Source organism: Marinobacter manganoxydans MnI7-9, from assembly GCF_000235625.1.
Taxonomy (GTDB): domain Bacteria; phylum Pseudomonadota; class Gammaproteobacteria; order Pseudomonadales; family Oleiphilaceae; genus Marinobacter; species Marinobacter manganoxydans.
The window spans coordinates 190,535-212,153 of the sequence record NZ_AGTR01000084.1; the positions used below are offsets into that span (position 1 = coordinate 190,535).

Here is a 21,619-nt window from a genome sequence, read left to right on the forward strand (position 1 = left end):
ATCACTCCTCGTCTTTACGGCTGTCGGCCTTGTGCTCGGGGCGCATGGCCGGGAACAGGATAACGTCGCGGATTGATGCCGAGTTGGTCAGCAGCATGGCCAGCCGGTCGATGCCGATGCCCTCGCCGGCGGTGGGCGGCAGGCCGTATTCCAGTGCCATAATGTAATCTTCGTCGTAGAACATGGCCTCGTCGTCACCGGCGTCTTTCTCGGCCACCTGGGCCTGGAAGCGCTCCGCCTGATCTTCGGCGTCGTTCAGCTCCGAGAAGCCGTTGGCGATTTCGCGACCGCCCACGAAGAACTCGAAACGTTCGGTGACGAACGGGTTGCTGTCTTTGCAGCGGGCCAGGGGCGACACTTCTTTCGGGTACTCGGTGATAAATGTCGGCTGCATCAGGCGATGCTCCGCCGTCGCCTCGAAGATCTCGATCTGGACTTTGCCCAGGCCCCAACCATCCTTGAGATGAATACCAAGGTTTTTCGCCACCTGGCGGGCACTGGCGTCGTCCGCCAGCTGTTCCGGCTTGATGTCCGGGTTGTAGCGCAGGATGGCGTCGACCACGGTCAGGCGCTCGAAGGTTTTACCGAAATCGTACTCAACGGTCTCTTCGCTGCCATCTGCCAGGGTTCGGCTGTTCACCACGGTGGTCGTGCCCAGGACTTTCTGGGTAATGGTGCGCAGCATGTCCTCGGTGAGATCCATCAGGTCGTTGTAGTCAGCGTATGCCTGATAAAACTCCACCATGGTGAATTCTGGATTATGACGGGTGGAAAGCCCCTCGTTCCGGAAGTTCCGGTTGATCTCGAACACCCGCTCAAAGCCGCCGACGACAAGACGCTTCAGGAACAATTCCGGGGCAATACGCAGGTACATGTCGATACCCAGCGCGTTATGGTGGGTCACGAAGGGCCGCGCCGTGGCGCCGCCAGGAATCACCTGCAGCATCGGGGTTTCAACTTCCATGAAGTCCCGGTCGGTGAAGTACTGACGCATGGCGCTGATGATCTTCGAGCGCGCATAGAACACCCGACGACTGTCCTCGTTGACCATCAGATCGACGTAGCGGTGGCGGTAACGGGCTTCCGTATCGGTCAGGCCCTTGTGCTTTTCAGGCAACGGGCGCAGGGACTTGGTGAGCAACACGTACTCGTCCATGGTCACGTACAGATCGCCCTTGCCTGATTTGGACAGGGTGCCTCGCACTCCCACGATGTCCCCCAGATCCCAGTGCTTGGTGTCTTTCTGGACATCCTTGGACGCGTAGATCTGGATCCGGCCAGTCATGTCCTGGACCACCTTGAATGCCTTGCGATCGAGCATCATGCGGCCGGCAATGGCCACCTTGATACCGAGGGACTCCAGCTCTTCCTTGGTTTTTTCACCGTATTTCGCCTGCAGTTCGGCGGCGGTGGCGTCACGACGAAAGTCGTTCGGGAAGGCGTTGCCCTGGTCGCGCATTTCTGACAGTTTGGCGCGGCGCTCGGCAATCAGCTTGTTGTCCTCATGCGGTGCGGCATTCTGAGTTTGATCAGTCATTTTGGCTCACTAGGAATCGGGTTGTCCGGGTTAGCGTGGCAAAGGCGCTGGTTACAGCGCCATCTTCAGGCTGGCTTCGATGAACTTGTCAATGTCACCGTCCAGCACCGACTGGGTATTACTGGTTTCTACCTTGGTGCGCAGGTCCTTGATACGGCTGTCGTCCAGAACGTAGGAGCGGATCTGGCTGCCCCAACCGATGTCGGCCTTGGCGTCCTCGGCTTTCTGTTTCTCGGCGTTGCGCTCCTGCATCTCACGCTCAAACAGCTTCGCCTTGAGCTGTTTCATGGCCTGGTCCTTGTTCTGATGCTGGCTTCGACCAGCCTGACAGGCCACGACAATACCGGTGGGATTGTGCGTCAGACGCACCGCCGACTCGGTCCGGTTAACGTGCTGACCACCGGCGCCGGAGGCACGGTAAACATCCACCCGAAGATCCGCCGGATTGATTTCAATTTCGAAGCTGTCATCCACTTCCGGTGACACAAACACGGAAGAGAAAGACGTATGCCGACGGTTGCCGGAATCGAATGGTGACTTACGCACCAGACGGTGAACGCCGGTTTCGGTACGCAGCCAGCCATAGGCGTAGTCGCCCTGGATGTGAATGGTGGCGCTTTTGATACCCGCCACATCGCCTTCCATCAGCTCGACAATTTCGGCCTTGAAGCCCCGACGCTCTGCCCAGCGCAGGTACATGCGCAGGAGCATGTTGGCCCAGTCCTGGGCTTCGGTGCCACCAGAGCCAGCCTGAATATCCAGGTAGGCGTTGTTGGCGTCCATTTCGCCGGAGAACATGCGGCGGAATTCAAGCTTCTCGAGCTCTTTATCAAGGGCCTCAAGATCTGATTCGATCTCGGCAACGGTGCCCTCATCCTCTTCTTCTGCGGCAATGTCCAGCAGGCCCTCAGCGTCTTCAAGGCCGGAGGTGAGGTTGTCGATGGTCTTGACGATCAGCTCAAGATCGGCGCGCTCTTTGCCCAGAGCCTGAGCCCGCTCGGGGTCGTCCCAAACACTCGGCTGCTCCAGTTCGCGCTCAACTTCGGTCAGTCGCTCACTACGCTGATCGTAGTCAAAGATACCCCCTGAGCGCTTCAGTGCGCTCACGAAGCTCTTTAATCTTCGTCACAATGGGATTAATTTCCATGAAACCCTTACTCGCTCTAGAAAATGGAGAGTAAAAACAGAGGCGGGATTCTACCGGAAATCGGTTTGTAAATCAGCCTGCGGGTTTCCGTGAATCAGGCAAGAGGCTCGAGGTAATCCACCAGAAGCTGGAGATTGGTGCGCCCCCGGAAGGTATTGGCATCCGGCTTGTAAACCACCCGCGCACCGGTGCGCGTGTAATCAGGCACTTCCGGCCCGGTATTGAAGGCAATACCGTCGATGATCCCGCCGCCTTCGACAGGTTGCAACACCAATTTCAGATGGTTTTCGCCGACTATCCGCTGGCTGACCACCCGGAACTCGCCGTCGAACAGTGGCTCCGGGAAATGCTGCCCCCATGGGCCGGCGCGTTTGAGCAGCGCGGCGGTGTCCAACGACAGTTCACTTGCGCCCAGAGGCCCATCGGTTGTGATCGCCGCCTCCAGATCCTCGGCCGAGAGGGTGTCTCGAACGGCCTGATCGAAGGCCTCGGAAAAGGCATCCAGATCATCCCTGGCGAGGGTCATGCCCGCAGCCATCGCGTGACCGCCAAATTTTTTCATGATCCCCGGATGACGTGAGTCGACCACGGCAAGCACATCCCGGATATGAAGCCCGGGAATGGAGCGAGCAGAACCTTTGATGTCTTCGCCGTTTTCGTCCGGCGCAAAGGCAATGGTCGGTCTATGGGTCTGCTCACGGATACGGGCAGCCAGAATTCCAATAACGCCCTGGTGCCAATCGGTATCGAAAAGCGCAAGCCCCCAGGGCAGTCCATCCAGGTCCAGCGACATTGAAGACAGCAGATCCTGGGCCTGGGCTTTCATGTCCTTTTCGATGGTGCGACGTTCCCGGTTGAAGGTATCCAGCTCCCGGGCCAGTCGGCGAGCCTCGTCCGGACTGTCTGCCAGCAGGCAGGCAATCCCGATACTCATGTCATCCAGCCGCCCGGCGGCATTCAGGCGGGGCCCGACCACAAATCCAAGGTCGGTTGAGCTGATCGCCGTGTGGTCCCGGCCAGCGACTTCCAGCAGCGCCAGGATACCGGGACGGGCCTCACCCTGGCGTATCCGGCGCAAGCCCTGCTCCACGAAGATCCGGTTGTTGTGGTCCAGAGGCACAACATCAGCCACAGTACCGAGCGCCACGAGGTCCAGCAGGCACCCCAGGTTGGGTTCGGGATCAGGCAGGCGATTGGTTTCCCGGAGCTGCTTGCGCAACGCTGTGAGCACGTAAAACATGACGCCAACACCGGCCGCGTTCTTGCTCAGGAAAGGACAACCCGGCTGGTTTGGATTGACGATGGCATCGGCATCCGGAAGCTCTTCGCCGGCCAGGTGGTGATCGGTCACCACCACTTTCACGCCAAGTTCCTTGGCCGCGCGAACGCCTTCAACCGCGGATATGCCGTTATCAACGGTGACCATCAGGTCCGGGAGCTGACCCTCGTCGCGCAGGCGTTCAATAATACCCGGCGTCAGGCCGTAGCCATCTGCAAACCGGCTGGGCACGCGAAAGTCGATACTCTGCAGACCCAGCATGGAGAGTCCAAGCATGGCAACGGCTGTACTGGTAGCACCATCGGCGTCGAAATCGCCGAGCACAAGCACCCGCTGCTGCTGATCGATAGCCTCGGCAAGAAGCTCAACGGCCCGGTCAATACCTCTCAGAGACAGGGGTGAAGCCAGGTGTTTCAGGGTGTAGCTCAGCTGCTCATCAGAAGTTACGCCACGGGCAGCGTAGAGGCGGCGAAGCAAGGGAGGCAGGTTTTGCCCCCAGTCCGGAAGGGTATCGGGCTGGGGGCGACGCAGGATCTTTTTTGGTGTCATACCCGATCAGGCGTTTTTCCAGTGCTTGGCAATGAATGCCTGCACACCGTCGATATTATTATCCAATACGGTATACCGCTCTTCCCGCTCGAACAGGTCGGCCATATGCGCCGGCAGCGGTGGCTCTACACTGACGCCAGACTCTGCCACGGCATCCGGGAACTTGGCCGGGTGTGCGGTACCCAGGGTAATCATTGGCACCACCTGATCACGGCGGCAGTTGCGCGCTGCACGGACGCCGATGGCGGTGTGAGGATCCAGCAGATACTCGTTCTGCTCGTAGATCTCACGAATGGTGTCGCAGGTGGCCTTGTCGTCCACCGCATCGCTGTCAAAAAGCTTGCGCGCATGCTTCCAGCGATAGTCCTCAATACTGACGGGCCCCTTCGCAGCGTTTTCCAGCAGGGTTTTCACCGCCAGCCCGTCCCGGCCGTGGAGATCAAACAGCAGGCGCTCAAAATTGCTGGACACCATGATATCCATACTCGGAGACAGGGTGTGTTCGAGTTGGTGCTGCTCGTATTTGTTGCCACTCATGAAGCGATGCAGAATATCGTTACGGTTGGTGGCAATGACCAGCTGGGAGATTGGCAGCCCCATCTTCTTGGCAAGGTAGCCGGCAAAGATATCGCCGAAGTTCCCGGTGGGCACGGAAAACGCCATGCTCCGATCCGGACCGCCCAGTGCCAGGGAGGCATGGAAGTAGTAGACGATCTGGGCCATGATCCGGGCCCAGTTGATGGAGTTGACAGCTGCCAGCTGGGTTTTGCCACCCAGGAACGACTGGTTGCCGAAACTCTCCTTCACCATGCGCTGACAGTCGTCGAAGTTGCCACGCACCGCAATGTTGTGGATGTTTTCACCCTGAACGGTGGTCATCTGACGGCGCTGAACCTCTGACACCCGCTGGTAGGGGTGCAGAATGAAAATATCCACGTGCTCGCACCTGCGACAACCCTCAATGGCAGCCGAGCCGGTGTCACCGGAAGTCGCTCCCATGATAACCACGTGCTGCTTGCGCTTTTCCAGAACATAGTCGAGGAGACGCCCTAACAGCTGGAGGGCGAAATCCTTGAACGCCAGCGTCGGACCGCGGAAAAGCTCCATCACCCACTCGTTGGTATCCAGCTGAACCAGCGGGGCCACGGCCTTGTGGGCGAAAACCGAGTAGGTCTCGTCCAGCATCTTGCGGAAATCATCCGCAGGGATAGCGTCATCCACGAACGGGTACATGACGTTGAACGCCAGCTCACTGTACGAAAGCCCGCGCCAGCTCCGGATTTCTTCCAGATCAAAATGTGGCAGGGATTCAGGAACATAGAGGCCGCCATCTGTCGCCAGACCGGTCAGCAGAACATCCTCAAAGCCCAGTGCGGGCGCTTCACCCCGCGTACTGATGTATCTCACGTTCGTACCTGTCAGTTGAAGTTTTCAGCGCGGATGCGGACAACATGGCCATCGGTGTCGGACAGAGCTTCCAACTCTTCGATCGCACGGTTGATCTGGCGCTCCTGAACGGTATGGGTCAGGATGATCACCGGAATACGTCCGTCCTTCAGCTCGGATTCCTTCTGCATGATCGACTCGATATTGATGCCATGCTCACTCAGAATGGAGGCAATCTTGGCCAGCACACCCGGACGATCCAGAGCGGTAATGCGCAGGTAGTAGGCAGACTGAATGTCCTCCATGGACAGCACATCCAGGTCTTCCATGGCGTCCGGTGAGAAGCCAAGGTAGGGCACACGCAGCTTGCTTTCGGTCGCCACGGCACGGGCCACATCGACGATATCGGCAATAACAGCCGACCCGGTTGCCTCATCCCCTGCTCCGGGACCGTAATACATGGTCTGGCCAACGGCATCGCCATCCACCAGGACCGCGTTCAGGACACCATCAACCTGGGCAATCAGATGACTCTGGGGCACCAGGGTCGGATGCACACGCAGCTCGATGCCATCATCGCGGCGACGGGCAATGCCGAGGTGCTTGATGCGATAACCCAGCAATTCGGCGTGAGCAATGTCGTAAGGGGTAATCTTCGAAATGCCTTCGGTGAAGCCTTTCTCGAACTGAAGAGGCACGCCAAACCCGGCTGATGCCAGTATGGTCAGCTTGTGGGCGGCATCAATGCCTTCCACATCAAAGGTCGGATCTGCTTCGGCGTACCCAAGATCCTGGGCTTCTTTGAGAACCTCGGAAAATTCCCGACCGGCACGCATTTCGGTCAGGATGTAGTTCCCGGTGCCGTTGATGATGCCGGCAATCCAGTCAATGCGGTTTGCCGCCATACCCTCACGAACAGCCTTGATGACCGGGATACCGCCGGCGACACCCGCCTCGTAAGCCACCACAACACCAGCCTTCTCGGCCGCCTCGAAGATTTCGTTGCCGTGGACGGCAATCAGGGCCTTGTTCGCGGTAACCACGTGCTTGCCGTTGCGGATTGCCGCCAGCACCAGCTCTTTGGCCGCATCATAACCACCGATGAGCTCGACCACGATATCCACGTCGGGATCGTTCACCACGTCGTAAATGTCGGTGCTGAAGGGCACATCGCCGAGGTCCATATCCTCGCGAGCCCGGCGACTGGCAACCCGGGTAATCCGGATATTGCATCCGGCCCGACCGGCAATCAGCCTGGCGTTGCGGGTCAAGACATTAAAGGTACCGCCGCCGACGGTTCCCAATCCGCAGATTCCGACACTGACGTCTTTCAAACTCTCACCTCTGATCCCGAAGGGGTGCTGATGAATTATATTAGGCGGGCATAGTATACCGATTCAGGCCTCACTGAATAAGCCCTGAATCGGATCCTTCGAAAATACCGTGTAACGCATCCCGTACGATAGGTGCGCCAGGATTTCAGAGTAGCCCGAGGCCTTCCGCCAGACGCTGGGCCGGGACATAGCCACGAACCATGTTGCCATCTTCCAGAACAATGGCAGGTGTCCCTGTGACCCCTACCCGGCCACCAAGCTCATACTGCTCGCCCACCGGATTTTCGCAACTTGCGTCGGGTACTGAGCGGCCGGCCTTGGCTGCGTCCATGGCCGCCTGCTGATCGTCAGCACACCAGACCGACTCATACTTCTTGAAAGACGCTGTATTGGGGCCGGACCGTGGAAACGCGTAGTAATTGACGGTAATGCCATAGCCATTCAACTGCGGCACCTCGTCATGCAGCTTCCGGCAGTAAGGGCAGTCGATATCAGTAAACACGTTTACCACGGCCTTTTCGTTTTTCGCCGGGAAGCTGATAACTCCCTTGTTACCATAGTCCGCCATCATTTCGCGACGGGCCTCCGTGCGGGCGGCTTCGGTGACATTGGCAATGCCCTGATCGGTAATCTTGAGAAGATCTCCCGTCATCAGGTACTGGCCGTCCTCGGTCGCGTAGATGGTGTCGCCATTGTTGCTCTGAACCTCATAGAGGCCCTTGGCTTCGGATTCTTTTACCGACACCACCTTGAGGCCTGGGACAGCCTGGGTCAGACGCTCGGAAATCCGGTCTTCCACTTCACCGGCACTGACGCTCGCCGCGCCAAAGGCACCCAGGACAACTCCAAGCGCCACAACCACATGTTTCATATTCATTCTGGCAAACAACCTTTTCCAGTAAACAGTTAAACAACCCGGGCAGTATTGGCACAGGCCGGGAATCAATTCAATGCGACAAATACACAAAAAGAAAGTTCACCCCCAATCGCGGAACCGCCCCACGGCTAGCCCCTGGGATGGTGAGCCTGGTGCAGCGACTGCAGTCGCTGACGAGCCACATGGGTGTATATCTGTGTTGTCGACAGGTCAGAGTGGCCCAGCAGCATCTGCACCACACGCAGGTCCGCTCCATGATTAAGTAGGTGCGTGGCAAAGGCATGCCTGAGTGTATGAGGCGACAGGTGTTTGCGAATACCCACTCGAACCGCGTAGTGCTTAATACGATGCCAGAAAGTCTGACGAGTCATCGCCGCAGCACGGTTGCCCGGGAACAGCGCATCGCAGGATCGCCCTTTAAGGAGTTCCGGCCGCCCTTCCTTCATATACTGCAGCAACCAGTCCACTGCCTCTTCACCCAGGGGGACCAACCTCTCCTTGTCGCCCTTGCCAGTGATCCGAACCACGCCCTGACGAAGGTTTACCTGATCAACCCGCAACTCGGTCAGCTCCGAGACCCGCAGACCGCAACCGTAGAGTATTTCCAGCATGGCCTTGTCCCTGAGCTCGATGGCAATTCCGGGGTCCGGCTCGGAAAGCAGCGCATCCACCTCGCCCTCGGTCAGCGAGTCGGGGAGACGCCGAGGCAGCCTGGGGCTGTCAATCCGAAGGGTCGGGTCTTCAGTAATCAGGCCTTCTCGCAGCAGAAACCGATAAAACCGCCGCAGCCCGGACAACCGCCTGGCCGCCGTGGAGCTCTTGACGCCCTGCGCGAGGCCACTGGACATCCACGCCAGTAAGTCGGTTCTGCGAACATCCTTGAGCAGCGGCTTGCCAGGCTGACTTTCGAGCCATTCCGACAACCGCAACAGATCGCTCCGGTAAGCCTGGCGGGTTTTTTCGCCCAGTCCGTCCTCCAGCCAGATGGCATCAACAAACCTGACGATCACCGATTCATCTTCTGCTCTCATGGCAAGTTCCCAGACTGCATAGGTCCCACAACACACCAAGCATACCGAAACCTCAGACACAAAAAAGGCAGCCCTCGGCTGCCTTTTTCTGACTGCTGTTCAGCGCACTGCTGATCAGCCCAGCTTCTCCTTGATACGAGCCGCCTTGCCAGACAGGTCGCGCAGGTAGTAAAGCTTGGCCTGGCGAACATCGCCACGACGCTTCACACTGATGCTTTCGATCAGCTTTGAGAAGCTCTGGAAAGTACGCTCAACACCGACACCGTAGGAGATCTTACGTACGGTGAAAGAGGAGTTCATTCCACGGTTACGCTTGCCGATGACGACACCTTCGAACGCCTGAAGACGCTCACGGTTACCCTCGGTTACGCGAACCTGAACGACCACGGTGTCACCCGGCGCAAACGCGGGGATTTCCTTGGTCATCTGTTCTGCTTCAAGTTGACTGATGATGTTGTTCTTGCCGCTCATCGTAATGCTCCTGATACCCAATCTGTTAATGCCCTGATTATTCAGAGGCACCCGGTTCGTTCAAAATCTCTTCCAGCAGCTCACGCTCTTCGTCCGTAAACACCCGCTTTTCCAGCAGGTCGGGGCGTCGCTCCCGGGTTCGCCTCAGCGACTGCTTGAGCCGCCAACGCCGGATCTGATCATGGTGACCGCCCAATAAAACATCCGGCACCGCCTGACCTTCGTAAACCTCGGGCCGGGTGTAGTGCGGACAATCCAGCAAACCGTCGGCGAAAGAATCCTGCTCTGCCGACTGCGCATGACCCAGCGCTCCGGGGATGAGGCGTGTAACCGCATCGATAACAGCCATCGCTGCCAGTTCGCCACCGGACAGCACAAAATCGCCCAGTGACACTTCCCGATCGACTTCCGTCGCTATCAGGCGCTCATCAACACCCTCGTACCGGCCCGCCACCAGAATCAGTTGCTGTTCTGCCGCGAGCGACTCGACAACAGACTGGTTCAGCGTCTCACCCTGGGGCGACAGGTAAACCACACAGGGGTTTCCGGGTGCCGATTCCCGTGCCGCATGGATTGCGTCCCTCAGGGGCTGAATTTTCATCAGCATGCCCGGACCGCCACCATAGGGTCGGTCATCTACCGTGCGATGCCGGTCTTGGGTAAATTCACGGGGATTCCAGGTCCGAAAGGTCAGCAGACCATCCCGAACCGCACGCCCTGTGATCCCGTAATCCGTCACCGCACCGAACATTTCCGGAAACAGACTGACTGCGCCAATCCACACCCGTCAGAACTCCGGATCCCAGTCCACCACCATTTGCTTTGCGGCGAGATCAACACTCTGCACCACTTCGCCCGGCAGATAGGGGATCAGACGCTCACGTTGATCAATGGAGCCTGCTGTTGCCTGCACCACCAGAACATCGTTGGATCCGGTTTCCATCAGATGGTGCACTTTACCAAGGCACTCATCATCCACCGTGAACACGTCAAGACCTTCCAACTGAAACCAGTAGTACTCCCCATCGGGAAGCGGCGGCAATTCAGCAGTGGAAACCCTGACTTCGGCACCACAATACGTGCGGGCCAGATCACGGTCGTTAATACCTTTCAGCCTGACGACGATCCCCTGCCCCTGGCGGCGACCTTCCTCAAGCTTGGCCGGAATACGCTTGCCATCCAGATCGAGAGTCCAATCGGGATAGTTCAGTATTCCTTCCTTGGGGTCTGTGTAGGAAAAGACTTTAAGCCATCCTTTGACCCCAAACACCGAGGTAATCCGGCCGATCACAGTTTCCTGCGAATTCTGTGTCATGCCATAAACCCCGGTGTCAGTACTGTCTTACCCAGCAGCCTTCAGCAGCTGTGCAACGCGCTCGCTGGTCTGCGCGCCCTGACCGAGCCAGAAATTGACACGATCACGATCAACGCGAAGACTCTCTTCCTGACCACGGGCTACCGGGTTGAAGAAACCTACACGCTCAATAAAACGACCGTCGCGGGATTTGCGGCTGTCGGTGACTGTCAGATGGTAGAACGGGCGCTTCTTGGAGCCGCCACGAGCCAAACGGATAATTACCATTTAACCAATATCCTGTTCTGTTGAACGAACTTTGTACGATTCACGCCTGCTGAATACCAGCTGACGCGAAGACCCATACTCGAAAGGGGCGCTATTCTATGCTAAAAAAGCGCCAAAGAAAACAGCAAAACCAGTTGTTTCCCCGTTTTCCATGTAAGGCTTTTTACATACGGCCAAACGGGGGCATTCCGCCTCCCCCACCGCCGCCAGGGGGCATCATGCCGCCCATGCCGCGCATCATATTCGCCATACCGCCTTTCTTGCCAAACTTTTTCATCATCTTCTGCATTTGCTTGTGCTGTTTCAGCAGACGATTGACGTCCTGGATCTGGGTTCCAGACCCCGTGGCGATACGGCGCTTGCGGGAATTGTTGATCACATCCGGGTAACGCCGCTCTTTTGGCGTCATGGAGCAAATGATCGCCTCCATCTGCCCCATGGACTTGTCGTTGACCTGTTGCTGCGCCACCTGGGCCATCTGCCCCATGCCGGGCAACTTGTCGAGCAGGCCACCGATGCCACCCATGTTCTTCATCTGCTGAAGCTGATCCCGAAAATCCTCCAGATCGAAGCTTTTGCCCTTTTTGATTTTCTTGGTGAGCTTCTGGGCCTTCTTCTGATCAAGCTTGCGCTCTGCCTCTTCAATCAGCGAGAGCACATCGCCCATACCCAGGATCCGGGAGGCAACCCGGTCCGGATAGAACGGCTCCAGCGCATCAGACTTTTCACCAACACCCAGGAACTTGATCGGCTTACCGGTAATGTGACGAACAGACAAGGCGGCACCGCCACGGGCATCGCCATCGGTTTTGGTCAGCACCACGCCGGTCAGCGGCAGGGCATCGTTGAACGCCTTGGCGGTGTTGGCGGCATCCTGGCCCGTCATGGCATCGACCACGAACAGGGTTTCAACCGGGTTGACCGCTTTATGCAGCCGACCAATCTCTCCCATCATCTGTTCGTCGACGTGGAGTCGGCCGGCGGTATCAAGAATTACCACATCAATGTGCTTCTTCCTGGCCGCGGCAATGGCACCCTCGGCAATATCAACCGGGTCCTGATCGGCACTGCTCGGGAAGAACTCGACACCCACTTCGCCAGCGAGGGTTTCCAACTGGCGAATCGCCGCCGGACGGTAGACGTCGGCGCTGACCACCAGGACGGATTTTTTCTGCCGCTCTTTAAGGAAGCGCGAGAGTTTGGCGACCGTGGTCGTCTTACCTGCACCCTGCAGACCCGCCATCATGACTACGGCCGGCGGCTGGACGTTCAGATTGAGGGATTCATTACCCTCGCCCATGACGCGTTCCAGCTCCTGCTGGACAACTTTCACAAAGACCTGGCCCGGCGTCAGACTGCGCTGCACCTCCTGGCCAATGGCACGCTTGCGGACGCCCTCAACAAAGTCCTTCACCACCGGCAGGGCGACATCCGCCTCCAGCAGCGCCATGCGCACTTCCCGCAGGGTGTCCTTTATATTGTCATCAGTGAGGCGCGCCTGGCCGGAAATCTTGCGCAGACTGCCGGAAAGTCGGTCTTGGAGGTTCTCAAACATGTTGCTCTTCCGTACCCCGGATAAATTGAGTGCGTGAATCGGCAGAGCCGGCGACGACTCCTTGATTCCAGTTGCATAATCGCGACATTATAACCAGACTATCGCCCTGAAACGACCAGCCCGGTCAAATCGGCGCAAACCAGCGCCGATCCCCAGTCAGAACAGTGGTTAATAAGGAAGTCATGGGAACGCTGATTCTCGCGGTCACCTCTCTTTTTCTTTACAGCGTCGGTACCGCGCTGCAGGCCCTGCATTTCAGAGGCCGGGTTCAAAGCAACATTGCCATTACTACCCTGATTGGCGTTCTCGCCCTGACCAGCCACGGACTTCTCATTGGCCAGACAGTCCACCACGACGGCGGCTTCGATTTCAGTTTTTTCAAAAGCTCCGTGCTTATTTCCTGGCTGATCGTCTTCCTTCTATTGGGACTCAACCTTAAAAAGCCGGTGCAAAGCCTGTTTCTCGGCGTGTACCCGCTGGCCGGCCTCACCATTATTCTCGCCCTGGTTACCCATGGACCCTCGAGACTGGTGTCCGAGCAAAGCTACGGCATGCTCTCCCATATTGCGCTTTCGGTGACAGCCTACAGCCTCTTTACTCTGGCGGCCATCCAGGCGGTTCTACTTTACTTCCAGAATCGCCAACTGAAGCACAATTACAACAGCCTGCTGGTTCGTAACCTGCCACCTCTTCAAACCATGGAGTCGCTGCTGTTCGAGATGGTCTGGGCTGGCGTCGTCATGCTGATTCTGGCCATTGTGACCGGCGCCCTCTTTATAGAGGATCTCTTTGCCCAGAATCTCGCCCACAAGACCCTGTTCTCGATCCTGTCCCTGCTTGTGTTTGTGGCGCTCCTGATTGGTCGTTACACCAAAGGCTGGAGGGGCATCACCGCCAGCCGTTGGACCCTCGCTGGCTGCGCACTCCTGATGCTGGCCTTCTACGGCAGCAAGTTTGTGCTGGAACTGATCTTCCAGCGCGGCGGCTGACACCGGAAGCACCGGTTATTCTCTTGACACAACGCTCGCCGAAACCCTATTTTCGCTACTTGTCAGCAATATAAGGACACCTCTTTTGAACGAAACATCGCTCACCGCGCTGTTTATTCTCCTGGTTGGACTGATCCTCCTTTCCGGTTTCTTCTCGAGCTCCGAGACGGGGATGATGTCGCTCAACCGATATCGTCTCAAACATATGGCCAAAACCGGCCATAAAGGTGCCAAGCGCGCCCAGGGCCTGCTGCAACGAACCGACCAGCTGATCGGCGTCATCCTGATCGGCAACAACTTCGTGAACATCTTCGCCTCTTCGATCGCCACGGTTATCGCGATTCGGGTCTGGGGCGATGCCGGCATCGCGATTGCCACCATCCTGCTGACCATCGTGATCCTGATCTTCGCAGAAGTCACTCCGAAAACCCTTGCAGCACTATTTCCCGAGAAAATTGCCTTCCCGGCCAGTTACATACTCGGTCCGCTGCTGAAAATCCTGTATCCGATTGTCTGGGCGGTGAACCTGTTCACCGGAGGCATACTGAAACTGCTGGGCGTTTCCGCCGCAGACGCTGCCAACGACCACCTCAGCCGGGAAGAACTGCGAACACTGGTGAATGAGGCAGGCGCCCTGATACCCGCCAAGCACAAGGACATGCTGGTCAGCATTCTGGACCTGGAAAAAGTGACCGTGAATGACATCATGGTGCCGAGAAACGAGGTAGTGGGTATCGACCTGGAAGACGACACCGACACCATTCTGCGCCAACTGCGCAGCAGCCAGCATACCCGGCTTCCGGTCTTCAAGGGCGACATCAATAACATTCAGGGCATACTGCACCTGCGCAGCGCTTCCAAACTGCTGCAACAGGAGGAAATCAACAAGGCCATGATCATGCAGCTTTGCCAGGAACCCTATTTCATTCCGGAAAGCACGCCCCTGAACACCCAACTGATCAACTTCCAGAAAGGTCGTCGACGGTTCGGCGTTGTTGTCGATGAATACGGCGACGTTCTTGGCCTCGCGACACTGGAAGACATACTTGAAGAGATCGTCGGCGACTTTACGACGGACTATGCCGCCACCAGCCCGGACATCATTCCGCAGGACAACGGCACGTTCATTATTGATGGCACTTCCGCCGTTCGAACCATCAACAAGACCCTGGGCTGGAAGCTCCCTACCGATGGCCCTAAAACCCTTAACGGCCTGATTACCGAAACCCTGGAGAACATCCCCGACACCAACGTCTGCCTGAAAGTGGACGGCCATCGGGTAGAAGTGCTGCAGATCAAGGACAATGTCGTGAAAGCAGCCATTGTGCACCCGAAAAAACGCAAAAAACGTTCTCTGTCACTGAAACAGTAAAACCCGGACACCTCCTCCCTATGGCGCTATAGACCCTTCGGTTATAGCGTCTCCCGTTCTTGAAAGATCAAAATTTAACCGCCAGCTTGACCCCCGGTGATCCCCCACCAACACTGAAGGAGCGTGCGATACAAAAACAATCACAAGGAATACGTCCATGAGTCTGACACACACGTTTGGCCTGCTCGCCCATCCCGACCAGGAGTGGGAGGCGATCCGCAATGAATCCGAGACTGTCACAAGACTGTACGCCGGCCACATTCTGCTGCTGGCATTGATCCCTGCGGTTGCCGGCTTCATCGGAACAACCCAGGTAGGCTGGCAAATTGGTGATGGCCAGATCACCAAGCTGTCGGTAACGAGCGCACTCCAGCTTTCCACACTTTTCTACGCGGCCATGCTTGCCGGCATTTTTATACTCGGCAAGTTCATTGATTTTTTCGCCGCAACGTATGATGCGGTAGAACGGACGCCCAGAGGCGTTGCTCTGGCGGCGTACACGGCAACCCCGATTTTCCTGATTGGCGTAATCGCCGCGTATCCGAACATATGGGTGAATATGCTGGCAGGCCTGGTGGCGGTTGCCTACGCGGTCTACCTGCTTTACGAAGGGCTACCGATTCTGATGAGGATCCCGGCGGACAAGGGGTTCATGTTCGCTTCTGCAGTCCTGACGGTTGGCCTGGTTATGTTCGTTGCCCTGCTCGCCATCAGTGTTGTTATCTGGAGCATGGGCATAGGCCCGGTTTACGTGAACTGACCGCAAATTATCTTGCAAGTCAGTAATCTGCACGAGGGTGCCTGTTGGGCACCCCGTGTTTTTTTGAATTTGCTCCCACGTTAGCGTTTGGTCATGTTAACTTTGGGCAAAATGCGGTAAATTTAACCAATAACGAGAATCCAAGGATTTCAAGCTCGGTCATGTATCCGGTTGAGGCGTAAACAGGAGTCTGCCATGAACAAGCAGTCCGGCATACATTACCTCCGCGAACACAGGGAAGCCGGAAGTAACAGACCGGTTCCTGCGGAGGTCACCCGCATCCGGGACACGGTTGTCGCCGGGCTCGGTGATTTGCTGCAGGGCGCCTTCGACGCCGTCGACGATTCGCTGTTCGAGCTGGCCAATAATGCCCGCAGCAACAACGAACAGAACCGGTACTTCGAGGCGATGCGTGAAATTCGCATCAAGCGTAAGGGTGTCGAGCGGCATTTCCAGAACACCGTTGCCCAATATTTTGCCACCCCCCCTCACACCGGACCGCTTCAGGAAGAACAGCTGAGCAAGCAGGCCAGCGCCGACACTCTTGCCCTGGTCGGCAATGACGACCTTGAGGAGCAGGTTGCCCTCAACGCCATGATCACCAAGGCAAAGGCGCACTTTCAGGGCCCACTGCTGCAACTCCAGACCCGTTTCAGTCAGGTGTACCCGGAAGCCACCGACGAATCACCGGTCAATCCGATGGCACCGGAACACCTTTGCAGTGCGTTCACAGAGGCAATACAGGCCCTTGAGATCCAGATCCGTGAGCGCCTGATCCTGCTCAAGCAGTTTGACCGCTATGTTGTGTCCAACCTCGGCATGCTGCTGGACGAAGCCAACCGCATACTGATCCAGGCCGGGATCATTCCGAACTTCCGTTATCACGGCAAATCCGGTCAGCAGCATGAGGCCTCCAGTCCCCAGTCGGCAGAGGCGCCAAAACAGGAAAGCGCGCCGGACGCTTCCGCGGCAGAACGGGCCGGCCAGGCCGCCAGCAGCAGCGCGGTTTTCGAACAGATCCGACAGATGCTGGCGCTGCAACGGGCCAATGCGGGCATACCTCCCCGTGCCTCGGACCCGAATGTCCGGGTCGTGGGTGACTCCGAGCTGGCAAGCCTTCTCAATTCATTGCCGCTTTCAGCCCCCCGGCAGGACCAGGGCAACCTGAGCGCCGGCGAACCTGTCAGCGTTGATCTCCGTCAGCTGGTACAACAGCTCCTTTCCCAGACCGATACCGGGGATGGTCGAAAACCGGCGCTTAACGAGGTCGATGAAGACCTCATTAACCTGGTTTCCATGCTGTTTGAATTCATTCTTGACGACTACAACCTGTCAGCTCCGGTTCAGGTGTTGATAAGCAGGCTGCAGATTCCGATCCTGAAAGTGGTTATCCGGGACAAGAGTTTCTTCAGCCAGGCTACGCACCCGGCCAGACGTCTCCTGAACTCCCTGGCGAGAGCAGGCATTGGCTGGAGTAGCAGCGACGAGAAAACCAAGGACAAACTCTACGGACAGATTCACAACATTGTGCAAAGGATTCTCAACGAATTTGACGGTGATGTTTCGCTTTTTGAAACCCTCAATCAGGAATTCGAACAGTTCCTTGAACGGGAGAACCGAAAGGCGTCTCTGGTTGAGCAGAGAACCCGTGAATCCGAGCGGGGTCGGATCAAGTCCCAGACGGCTCAACAAACCGTCGACAATCTTCTTAAACAGAAGGTGTCCCGTTACAAACTGCCGGAGTCCATCCATGACATCCTGATGAATGGCTGGAGCCGCGTGATGTTTCTTGCCTATCTCAGGGATGACGTGGAGCATCGGTGGAATGCCACGGTGAAGGTCGTCGATGATCTGATCTGGTGTCTTCACCCCCATCAGGAAGATGACGAAAGAGACCAGTGGGTGCGGGTCGTGCCTGGCCTGCTGAAATCACTGCGGTCAGGACTTGAAGAGGTCTCCTATAACTCATCGAGACTCGATGAAATGATGGGCCAGCTCAAGCATCAGCTGGCAGAGGCATTCCGGACCAATGCTGCCATCGAAGCACTACAGGATTCTCCTGAAGAGCCGGCGGAAGAGGAAATCGCGACCGTTCACCAGACGGCCGTTGAGCGCCAGCAGGAACTGGAAGACGCTGCAATCTCGGAATATGTTGCCCAGATTGACGGTATCGAGATTGGTAACTGGGTCGAGTTTCGACTGGTCAATGGTGCAAACTTCCGCTGCAAGCTGTCCGCCATCATTGATGAAGCAGATTGCTTTGTCTTTGTGAACCGGATGGGGCTGAAAGTGATTGAGAAAACCCGGGTTGAACTGGCCCATGAAATGCGCCGTGGCCGGCTGACCCTGCTTGAGCAGGGCGCATTGATTGATCGGGCCCTGGATGCGGTTGTCGGCACCCTCCGGAGCAAGACCGCCTGACGCCAATGCCTGAAAAAAGCAGTCCCAATGCCCTGCCGGCTGCCTACCGGCTTGGGCTTGCCTTGTCTCTGGCTCTTTTCCTACACACGCTCCTGCTTTCAGGCATCTCCTCGCCCAAGGAAGAACCAACGGTCACGCACAGGGAGAGTGTAAGGTTTGAGCTGGTAGCCCCGGGCACTCTTAGAACGGTTGCCGACCCGTCAGCTGACCTCAGTCCTCGTCGGGATGCACCACGGGTAACGCCGTTTGAGATTGATCCTCCTGAGCCGGAACCCCTCTCCAAACCGGAGGTTGTGACATCCCGCGAGCCGCAAACCCCCGCCCCGACAAAGGCAACAAATACCAGCGTCCCCCGGAGCGAAGCCGCACAGTCAAGCGCCAGCTCTGCTGCCGGAGAAGAACCCGAACAGCTCCCTGAAAAAACGGAGGAGAGCATTACGAGGGTTACGGAGTCACCGGGCGAGCTCGACCCCTATGTGGTCAAACTGGCCGTCCATCTGGCCCATCAACTTGAAGAACTGAGAGTGCCGGCCATGAGGAGCCTCACTGACACGGTCGCTATGGAAGTCGAACTGCAGTTGCTTGGAAATGGCGCCCTGACCCGGGCAAGGGTTCTGAAATCAACAGGAATCAAGCCAATCGATGAAGCTGCATATCGGGCTGCGCTGGCGGCTAGCCCCTACCCTCAGCCACCGAAGGATAGCGGGAGCGCGAACCGCTTCGAGGTGGAACTGTTGTTCACCCCGAAACGGCTCTGAGCTGCAGTGATCAGGCTTCTGCCTGCTTCGCCGCCTCTTTGACAAGTTTGGCCAGCTCACCGCTCTCGGACATTTCGAGAACAATGTCACATCCGCCAACGAGCTCACCATTGATGTACAGCTGGGGATACGTGGGCCAGCTGGAGTAAACCTTCAGGGCTTCACGAAGCTCCTGGTTATCCAGAATATTGACGAAGGCAAAGCGTTCGCCGCAGGCCATTACCGCCTGTACGGTTTTGGCCGAGAAGCCACACTGGGGTGCCTGTGGGCTGCCCTTCATGTACAGGATGATCGGATTCTCTTCAAGCTGGCTCTTAATGGTTTCATTGATATCCATGAACATTCACCTCTGTTGGAACAGTCTTGCCACACGGCAATTTTCTTGACGCTATTGTACACGGGTGCCGAACACCTCACCAAACACCTTGATTTGACCTCGAGCAACACCGGCAGTTCCAGCCCGGCCACAGCGTTGTCATACCTGCTCCGAAGGGCTAGACTTGATGCCCCATTTTTTCAGCCAACGTTCAGGCAATCCCGCCAGCAGCGGGGTTCGGTGAGATAAGGGCCATTGCATGGCGGCACGACATTTTCTGACATTGAATGACATGACAACCAACGAGCTGGAAAGCCTGGTTGATCATGCCACAGCATTGCGCAACGAGTGGCGGCAAGGGAAGGTTCGGGACTCCCTCAAGAACCGTGTCCTTGCGATGATCTTCGAAAAATCATCAACGCGAACCCGGGTTTCTTTTGAAGCCGGCATGACCCAGCTCGGCGGCTCCGCAATGTTCCTGTCGCCACGGGATACCCAGCTTGGCCGGGGCGAGCCGATAGAAGACTCGGCTATCGTTATCTCCAGCATGGTTGATGCGGTGATGATCCGCACCTTTGCCCATGAAACCGTGGAGCGCTTCGCGGCTGCATCACGGGTGCCGGTGATCAATGCGCTGACCGATGACTTTCACCCATGCCAATTGCTGGCCGATATGCAAACATTCCGGGAACACCGCGGCAGTATTCGCGGCGCTACCGTTGCCTGGATCGGCGATGGCAACAACATGTGCCACTCCTACATCAATGCCGCCGCACAGTTCGATTTCAACCTGAACATCGCCTGTCCTGAGGGCTACGAGCCGGCAGAATCAATGCTCAAGGGCCACGAAGACCGGGTCAAGGTGTTCCGGGAGCCGGCCGAGGCGGCCCGAAACGCCCAGCTCCTGGTGACCGACGTCTGGGCTTCCATGGGCCAGGAAGACGAGCAGAAAGCCCGTGAAAGGGCGTTCAGTGGCTATCAGATCAATCCCGGGCTGCTCTCTGTGGCCGATAAGGATGTGCTGTTCATGCATTGCCTCCCGGCTCACCGTGGTGAGGAAATATCGGCGGACATGATGGAGCATCCTGCCTCCGTGGTCTGGGACGAGGCCGAGAACCGCCTGCACGCCCAGAAGGCACTGCTCGAATTTCTCATCCTGAACCGGCTGGACTGATTCCATGAGCACAACCGCACAATCTCCGGCAGACTGGCTGCTCGAGGTCAATAACCTGTCCTGCGGCTACGGCGGGGATTCTGTGGTCAAGGATGTCAGCTTTGCCCTGAGCCATGGCGACATCGGCTGCCTGCTTGGCCCGAGCGGCTGCGGCAAAAGTACCATACTGCGCGCCCTCGCCGGTTTTCTTCCACTGAGTGGTGGCGAGATTTCGCTGCAGTCCCAGGCCATCAGCCTGCCCGGACGCACCCTGCCCCCGGAAAAGCGTCGGATCGGCATGGTGTTCCAGGATTACGCCCTGTTTCCGCACCTGACTATCGCTGACAACGTGGGGTTCGGTCTGCGGAATCTGAACAAGGCAGAGAAACGGCAGAAGGTCATGGAACTACTGAATGTCGTGCATCTGCAGGATCTGGCCGACAACTATCCCCATGAACTGTCTGGCGGCCAGCAGCAGCGCGTTGCCCTGGCCCGCGCCCTGGCACCCGAGCCCACGCTGATTTTGCTGGATGAGCCGTTTTCCAATCTGGACGCGGATCTGCGCCGTCGGCTGAGCCTGGATGTTCGCGAAATCCTGAAGACGCTCGGCATCAGCGCCATTCTGGTTACCCACGACCAGCAGGAAGCCTTCGCCATGTGCGATCAGGTCGCTGTGTTGCGGGACGGCAGGATCCAGCAGTGGGACGTGCCCTACAACCTCTACCATGAACCGGCAAATCGTTTCGTTGCCAGCTTCGTGGGTCAGGGCGGATTCGTCCCCGGCACCGCCCTGGGGCCGGATACTATTGAATCCGAGCTCGGCGTGATCCACGGCAACCGGGCCTACAAATGGGAACCCGGCACCCTGGTAGACGTTCTGATCCGGCCCGATGACATCGTTCATGACCCCGACTCGGATCTGCAGCCCAAGGTGGTTGAGAAAACCTTTGCCGGCACTTCCACGCTCTACCGTTTCCGGTGTTCCGAAGACACAGAGTTCGAAGCCCTGTTCCGCAGTCACCTGGATTTCAACCTGGGTGAGCATGTGCCGGTGCGTGTCGAGGCGGATCACCTGATTGCCTTCGAACGCACCAGCTGATTG

The 21,619-nt window shown here is 57.4% G+C and carries 20 protein-coding genes; 7 read left to right on the forward strand and 13 right to left on the reverse strand.

The annotated features are described in order from the left end of the window. Position 1 precedes the first annotated feature (1 nt). The 12 genes from lysS to ffh all read right to left on the reverse strand — a co-directional run bounded on the left by lysS (position 2) and on the right by ffh (position 12,748). Complete coding sequence (gene lysS / locus KYE_RS17800) at positions 2-1,537, reverse strand: lysine--tRNA ligase (RefSeq protein ID WP_008176224.1); 1,536 nt, start codon at positions 1,535-1,537, stop codon at positions 2-4. Positions 1,538-1,588: 51 nt separating this feature from the next. Then, a protein-coding gene (prfB, locus tag KYE_RS17805; protein ID WP_100169522.1) for a peptide chain release factor 2 occupies positions 1,589-2,684 on the reverse strand; the annotation gives its coding sequence in 2 pieces (ribosomal slippage) (positions 1,589-2,611 and positions 2,613-2,684; 1,095 coding nt in all). A 94-nt stretch (positions 2,685-2,778) separates the two neighbouring features. Beyond that, the gene (recJ, locus tag KYE_RS17810; protein WP_008176227.1) at positions 2,779-4,512 is read right to left on the reverse strand and encodes a single-stranded-DNA-specific exonuclease RecJ; all 1,734 of its coding nucleotides are present in this window, start codon (positions 4,510-4,512) and stop codon (positions 2,779-2,781) included. A gap of 6 nt (positions 4,513-4,518) precedes the next feature. Further along, a complete protein-coding gene (gene thrC, locus KYE_RS17815) occupies positions 4,519-5,919 on the reverse strand; it encodes a threonine synthase (protein ID WP_008176229.1) in 1,401 nt (466 codons plus the stop codon). Between the two features lie 11 nt (positions 5,920-5,930). Then, complete coding sequence (locus KYE_RS17820; protein WP_014576269.1) at positions 5,931-7,232, reverse strand: homoserine dehydrogenase; 1,302 nt, start codon at positions 7,230-7,232, stop codon at positions 5,931-5,933. Positions 7,233-7,377: 145 nt separating this feature from the next. Continuing rightward, positions 7,378-8,109 carry a DsbC family protein gene (locus KYE_RS17825; protein ID WP_008176233.1) on the reverse strand — a complete coding sequence of 244 codons (732 nt, stop codon included), beginning with the start codon at positions 8,107-8,109 and terminating at the stop codon, positions 7,378-7,380. 128 nt (positions 8,110-8,237) lie between these two features. Next, positions 8,238-9,140, reverse strand: a complete 903-nt coding sequence (gene xerD, locus KYE_RS17830) for a site-specific tyrosine recombinase XerD (RefSeq protein ID WP_008176234.1) — start codon at positions 9,138-9,140, stop codon at positions 8,238-8,240. A gap of 114 nt (positions 9,141-9,254) precedes the next feature. Further along, positions 9,255-9,611, reverse strand: coding sequence for a 50S ribosomal protein L19 (rplS, locus tag KYE_RS17835; protein ID WP_008176237.1), 357 nt, complete (start codon positions 9,609-9,611; stop codon positions 9,255-9,257). A gap of 37 nt (positions 9,612-9,648) precedes the next feature. Beyond that, positions 9,649-10,395, reverse strand: a complete 747-nt coding sequence (gene trmD / locus KYE_RS17840; protein ID WP_008176240.1) for a tRNA (guanosine(37)-N1)-methyltransferase TrmD — start codon at positions 10,393-10,395, stop codon at positions 9,649-9,651. Positions 10,396-10,398: 3 nt separating this feature from the next. Next, a complete protein-coding gene (gene rimM, locus KYE_RS17845) occupies positions 10,399-10,926 on the reverse strand; it encodes a ribosome maturation factor RimM (RefSeq protein WP_008176242.1) in 528 nt (175 codons plus the stop codon). A 27-nt stretch (positions 10,927-10,953) separates the two neighbouring features. Continuing rightward, positions 10,954-11,193 (reverse strand): 30S ribosomal protein S16, encoded by a 240-nt coding sequence (gene rpsP, locus KYE_RS17850; RefSeq protein ID WP_008176245.1) that lies wholly within the window; start codon positions 11,191-11,193, stop codon positions 10,954-10,956. A 163-nt stretch (positions 11,194-11,356) separates the two neighbouring features. Next, complete coding sequence (gene ffh, locus KYE_RS17855; protein WP_008176248.1) at positions 11,357-12,748, reverse strand: signal recognition particle protein; 1,392 nt, start codon at positions 12,746-12,748, stop codon at positions 11,357-11,359. A gap of 182 nt (positions 12,749-12,930) precedes the next feature. Here ffh and KYE_RS17860 point away from each other — a divergent pair, with 182 nt between their 5' ends. The 5 genes from KYE_RS17860 to KYE_RS17880 all read left to right on the forward strand — a co-directional run bounded on the left by KYE_RS17860 (position 12,931) and on the right by KYE_RS17880 (position 19,048). Next, positions 12,931-13,737, forward strand: a complete 807-nt coding sequence (locus KYE_RS17860; protein ID WP_008176250.1) for an inner membrane protein YpjD — start codon at positions 12,931-12,933, stop codon at positions 13,735-13,737. An 85-nt stretch (positions 13,738-13,822) separates the two neighbouring features. Next, on the forward strand, positions 13,823-15,109 hold the full coding sequence (locus KYE_RS17865) for an HlyC/CorC family transporter (RefSeq protein WP_008176252.1): 1,287 nt from the start codon (positions 13,823-13,825) through the stop codon (positions 15,107-15,109). Positions 15,110-15,266: 157 nt separating this feature from the next. After that, on the forward strand, positions 15,267-15,869 hold the full coding sequence (locus KYE_RS17870; RefSeq protein ID WP_008176254.1) for a Yip1 family protein: 603 nt from the start codon (positions 15,267-15,269) through the stop codon (positions 15,867-15,869). A gap of 195 nt (positions 15,870-16,064) precedes the next feature. Continuing rightward, the gene (locus KYE_RS17875; RefSeq protein ID WP_008176256.1) at positions 16,065-18,290 is read left to right on the forward strand and encodes a DUF1631 domain-containing protein; all 2,226 of its coding nucleotides are present in this window, start codon (positions 16,065-16,067) and stop codon (positions 18,288-18,290) included. 5 nt (positions 18,291-18,295) lie between these two features. Continuing rightward, entirely contained in the window at positions 18,296-19,048 is a 753-nt protein-coding gene (locus KYE_RS17880) for an energy transducer TonB (RefSeq protein WP_008176259.1), read from the forward strand. Between the two features lie 10 nt (positions 19,049-19,058). Here KYE_RS17880 and grxD read toward each other — a convergent pair whose 3' ends face one another. After that, positions 19,059-19,385, reverse strand: a complete 327-nt coding sequence (grxD, locus tag KYE_RS17885; RefSeq protein WP_008176261.1) for a Grx4 family monothiol glutaredoxin — start codon at positions 19,383-19,385, stop codon at positions 19,059-19,061. Positions 19,386-19,623: 238 nt separating this feature from the next. On the opposite strand from grxD, the gene argF reads away from it, so the two are divergent. Further along, positions 19,624-20,538: an ornithine carbamoyltransferase gene (gene argF, locus KYE_RS17890; RefSeq protein WP_008176263.1), complete on the forward strand. Its 915-nt coding sequence runs from the start codon at positions 19,624-19,626 to the stop codon at positions 20,536-20,538. Positions 20,539-20,542: 4 nt separating this feature from the next. Next, entirely contained in the window at positions 20,543-21,616 is a 1,074-nt protein-coding gene (locus tag KYE_RS17895; RefSeq protein ID WP_008176266.1) for an ABC transporter ATP-binding protein, read from the forward strand. Positions 21,617-21,619 lie beyond the last annotated feature (3 nt).

Coding starts and splice junctions, on each gene's coding strand:
- lysS (WP_008176224.1), bottom strand. CDS start 1,537: ATGACTGATCAAACTCAGAATGCCGCACCGCATGAGGACAACAAGCTG.
- recJ (WP_008176227.1), bottom strand. CDS start 4,512: ATGACACCAAAAAAGATCCTGCGTCGCCCCCAGCCCGATACCCTTCCG.
- KYE_RS17825 (WP_008176233.1), bottom strand. CDS start 8,109: ATGAATATGAAACATGTGGTTGTGGCGCTTGGAGTTGTCCTGGGTGCC.
- xerD (WP_008176234.1), bottom strand. CDS start 9,140: ATGAGAGCAGAAGATGAATCGGTGATCGTCAGGTTTGTTGATGCCATC.
- rplS (WP_008176237.1), bottom strand. CDS start 9,611: ATGAGCGGCAAGAACAACATCATCAGTCAACTTGAAGCAGAACAGATG.
- rimM (WP_008176242.1), bottom strand. CDS start 10,926: ATGACACAGAATTCGCAGGAAACTGTGATCGGCCGGATTACCTCGGTG.
- rpsP (WP_008176245.1), bottom strand. CDS start 11,193: ATGGTAATTATCCGTTTGGCTCGTGGCGGCTCCAAGAAGCGCCCGTTC.
- ffh (WP_008176248.1), bottom strand. CDS start 12,748: ATGTTTGAGAACCTCCAAGACCGACTTTCCGGCAGTCTGCGCAAGATT.
- KYE_RS17860 (WP_008176250.1), top strand. CDS start 12,931: ATGGGAACGCTGATTCTCGCGGTCACCTCTCTTTTTCTTTACAGCGTC.
- KYE_RS17870 (WP_008176254.1), top strand. CDS start 15,267: ATGAGTCTGACACACACGTTTGGCCTGCTCGCCCATCCCGACCAGGAG.
- KYE_RS17875 (WP_008176256.1), top strand. CDS start 16,065: ATGAACAAGCAGTCCGGCATACATTACCTCCGCGAACACAGGGAAGCC.
- KYE_RS17880 (WP_008176259.1), top strand. CDS start 18,296: ATGCCTGAAAAAAGCAGTCCCAATGCCCTGCCGGCTGCCTACCGGCTT.
- grxD (WP_008176261.1), bottom strand. CDS start 19,385: ATGGATATCAATGAAACCATTAAGAGCCAGCTTGAAGAGAATCCGATC.
- argF (WP_008176263.1), top strand. CDS start 19,624: ATGGCGGCACGACATTTTCTGACATTGAATGACATGACAACCAACGAG.
- KYE_RS17895 (WP_008176266.1), top strand. CDS start 20,543: ATGAGCACAACCGCACAATCTCCGGCAGACTGGCTGCTCGAGGTCAAT.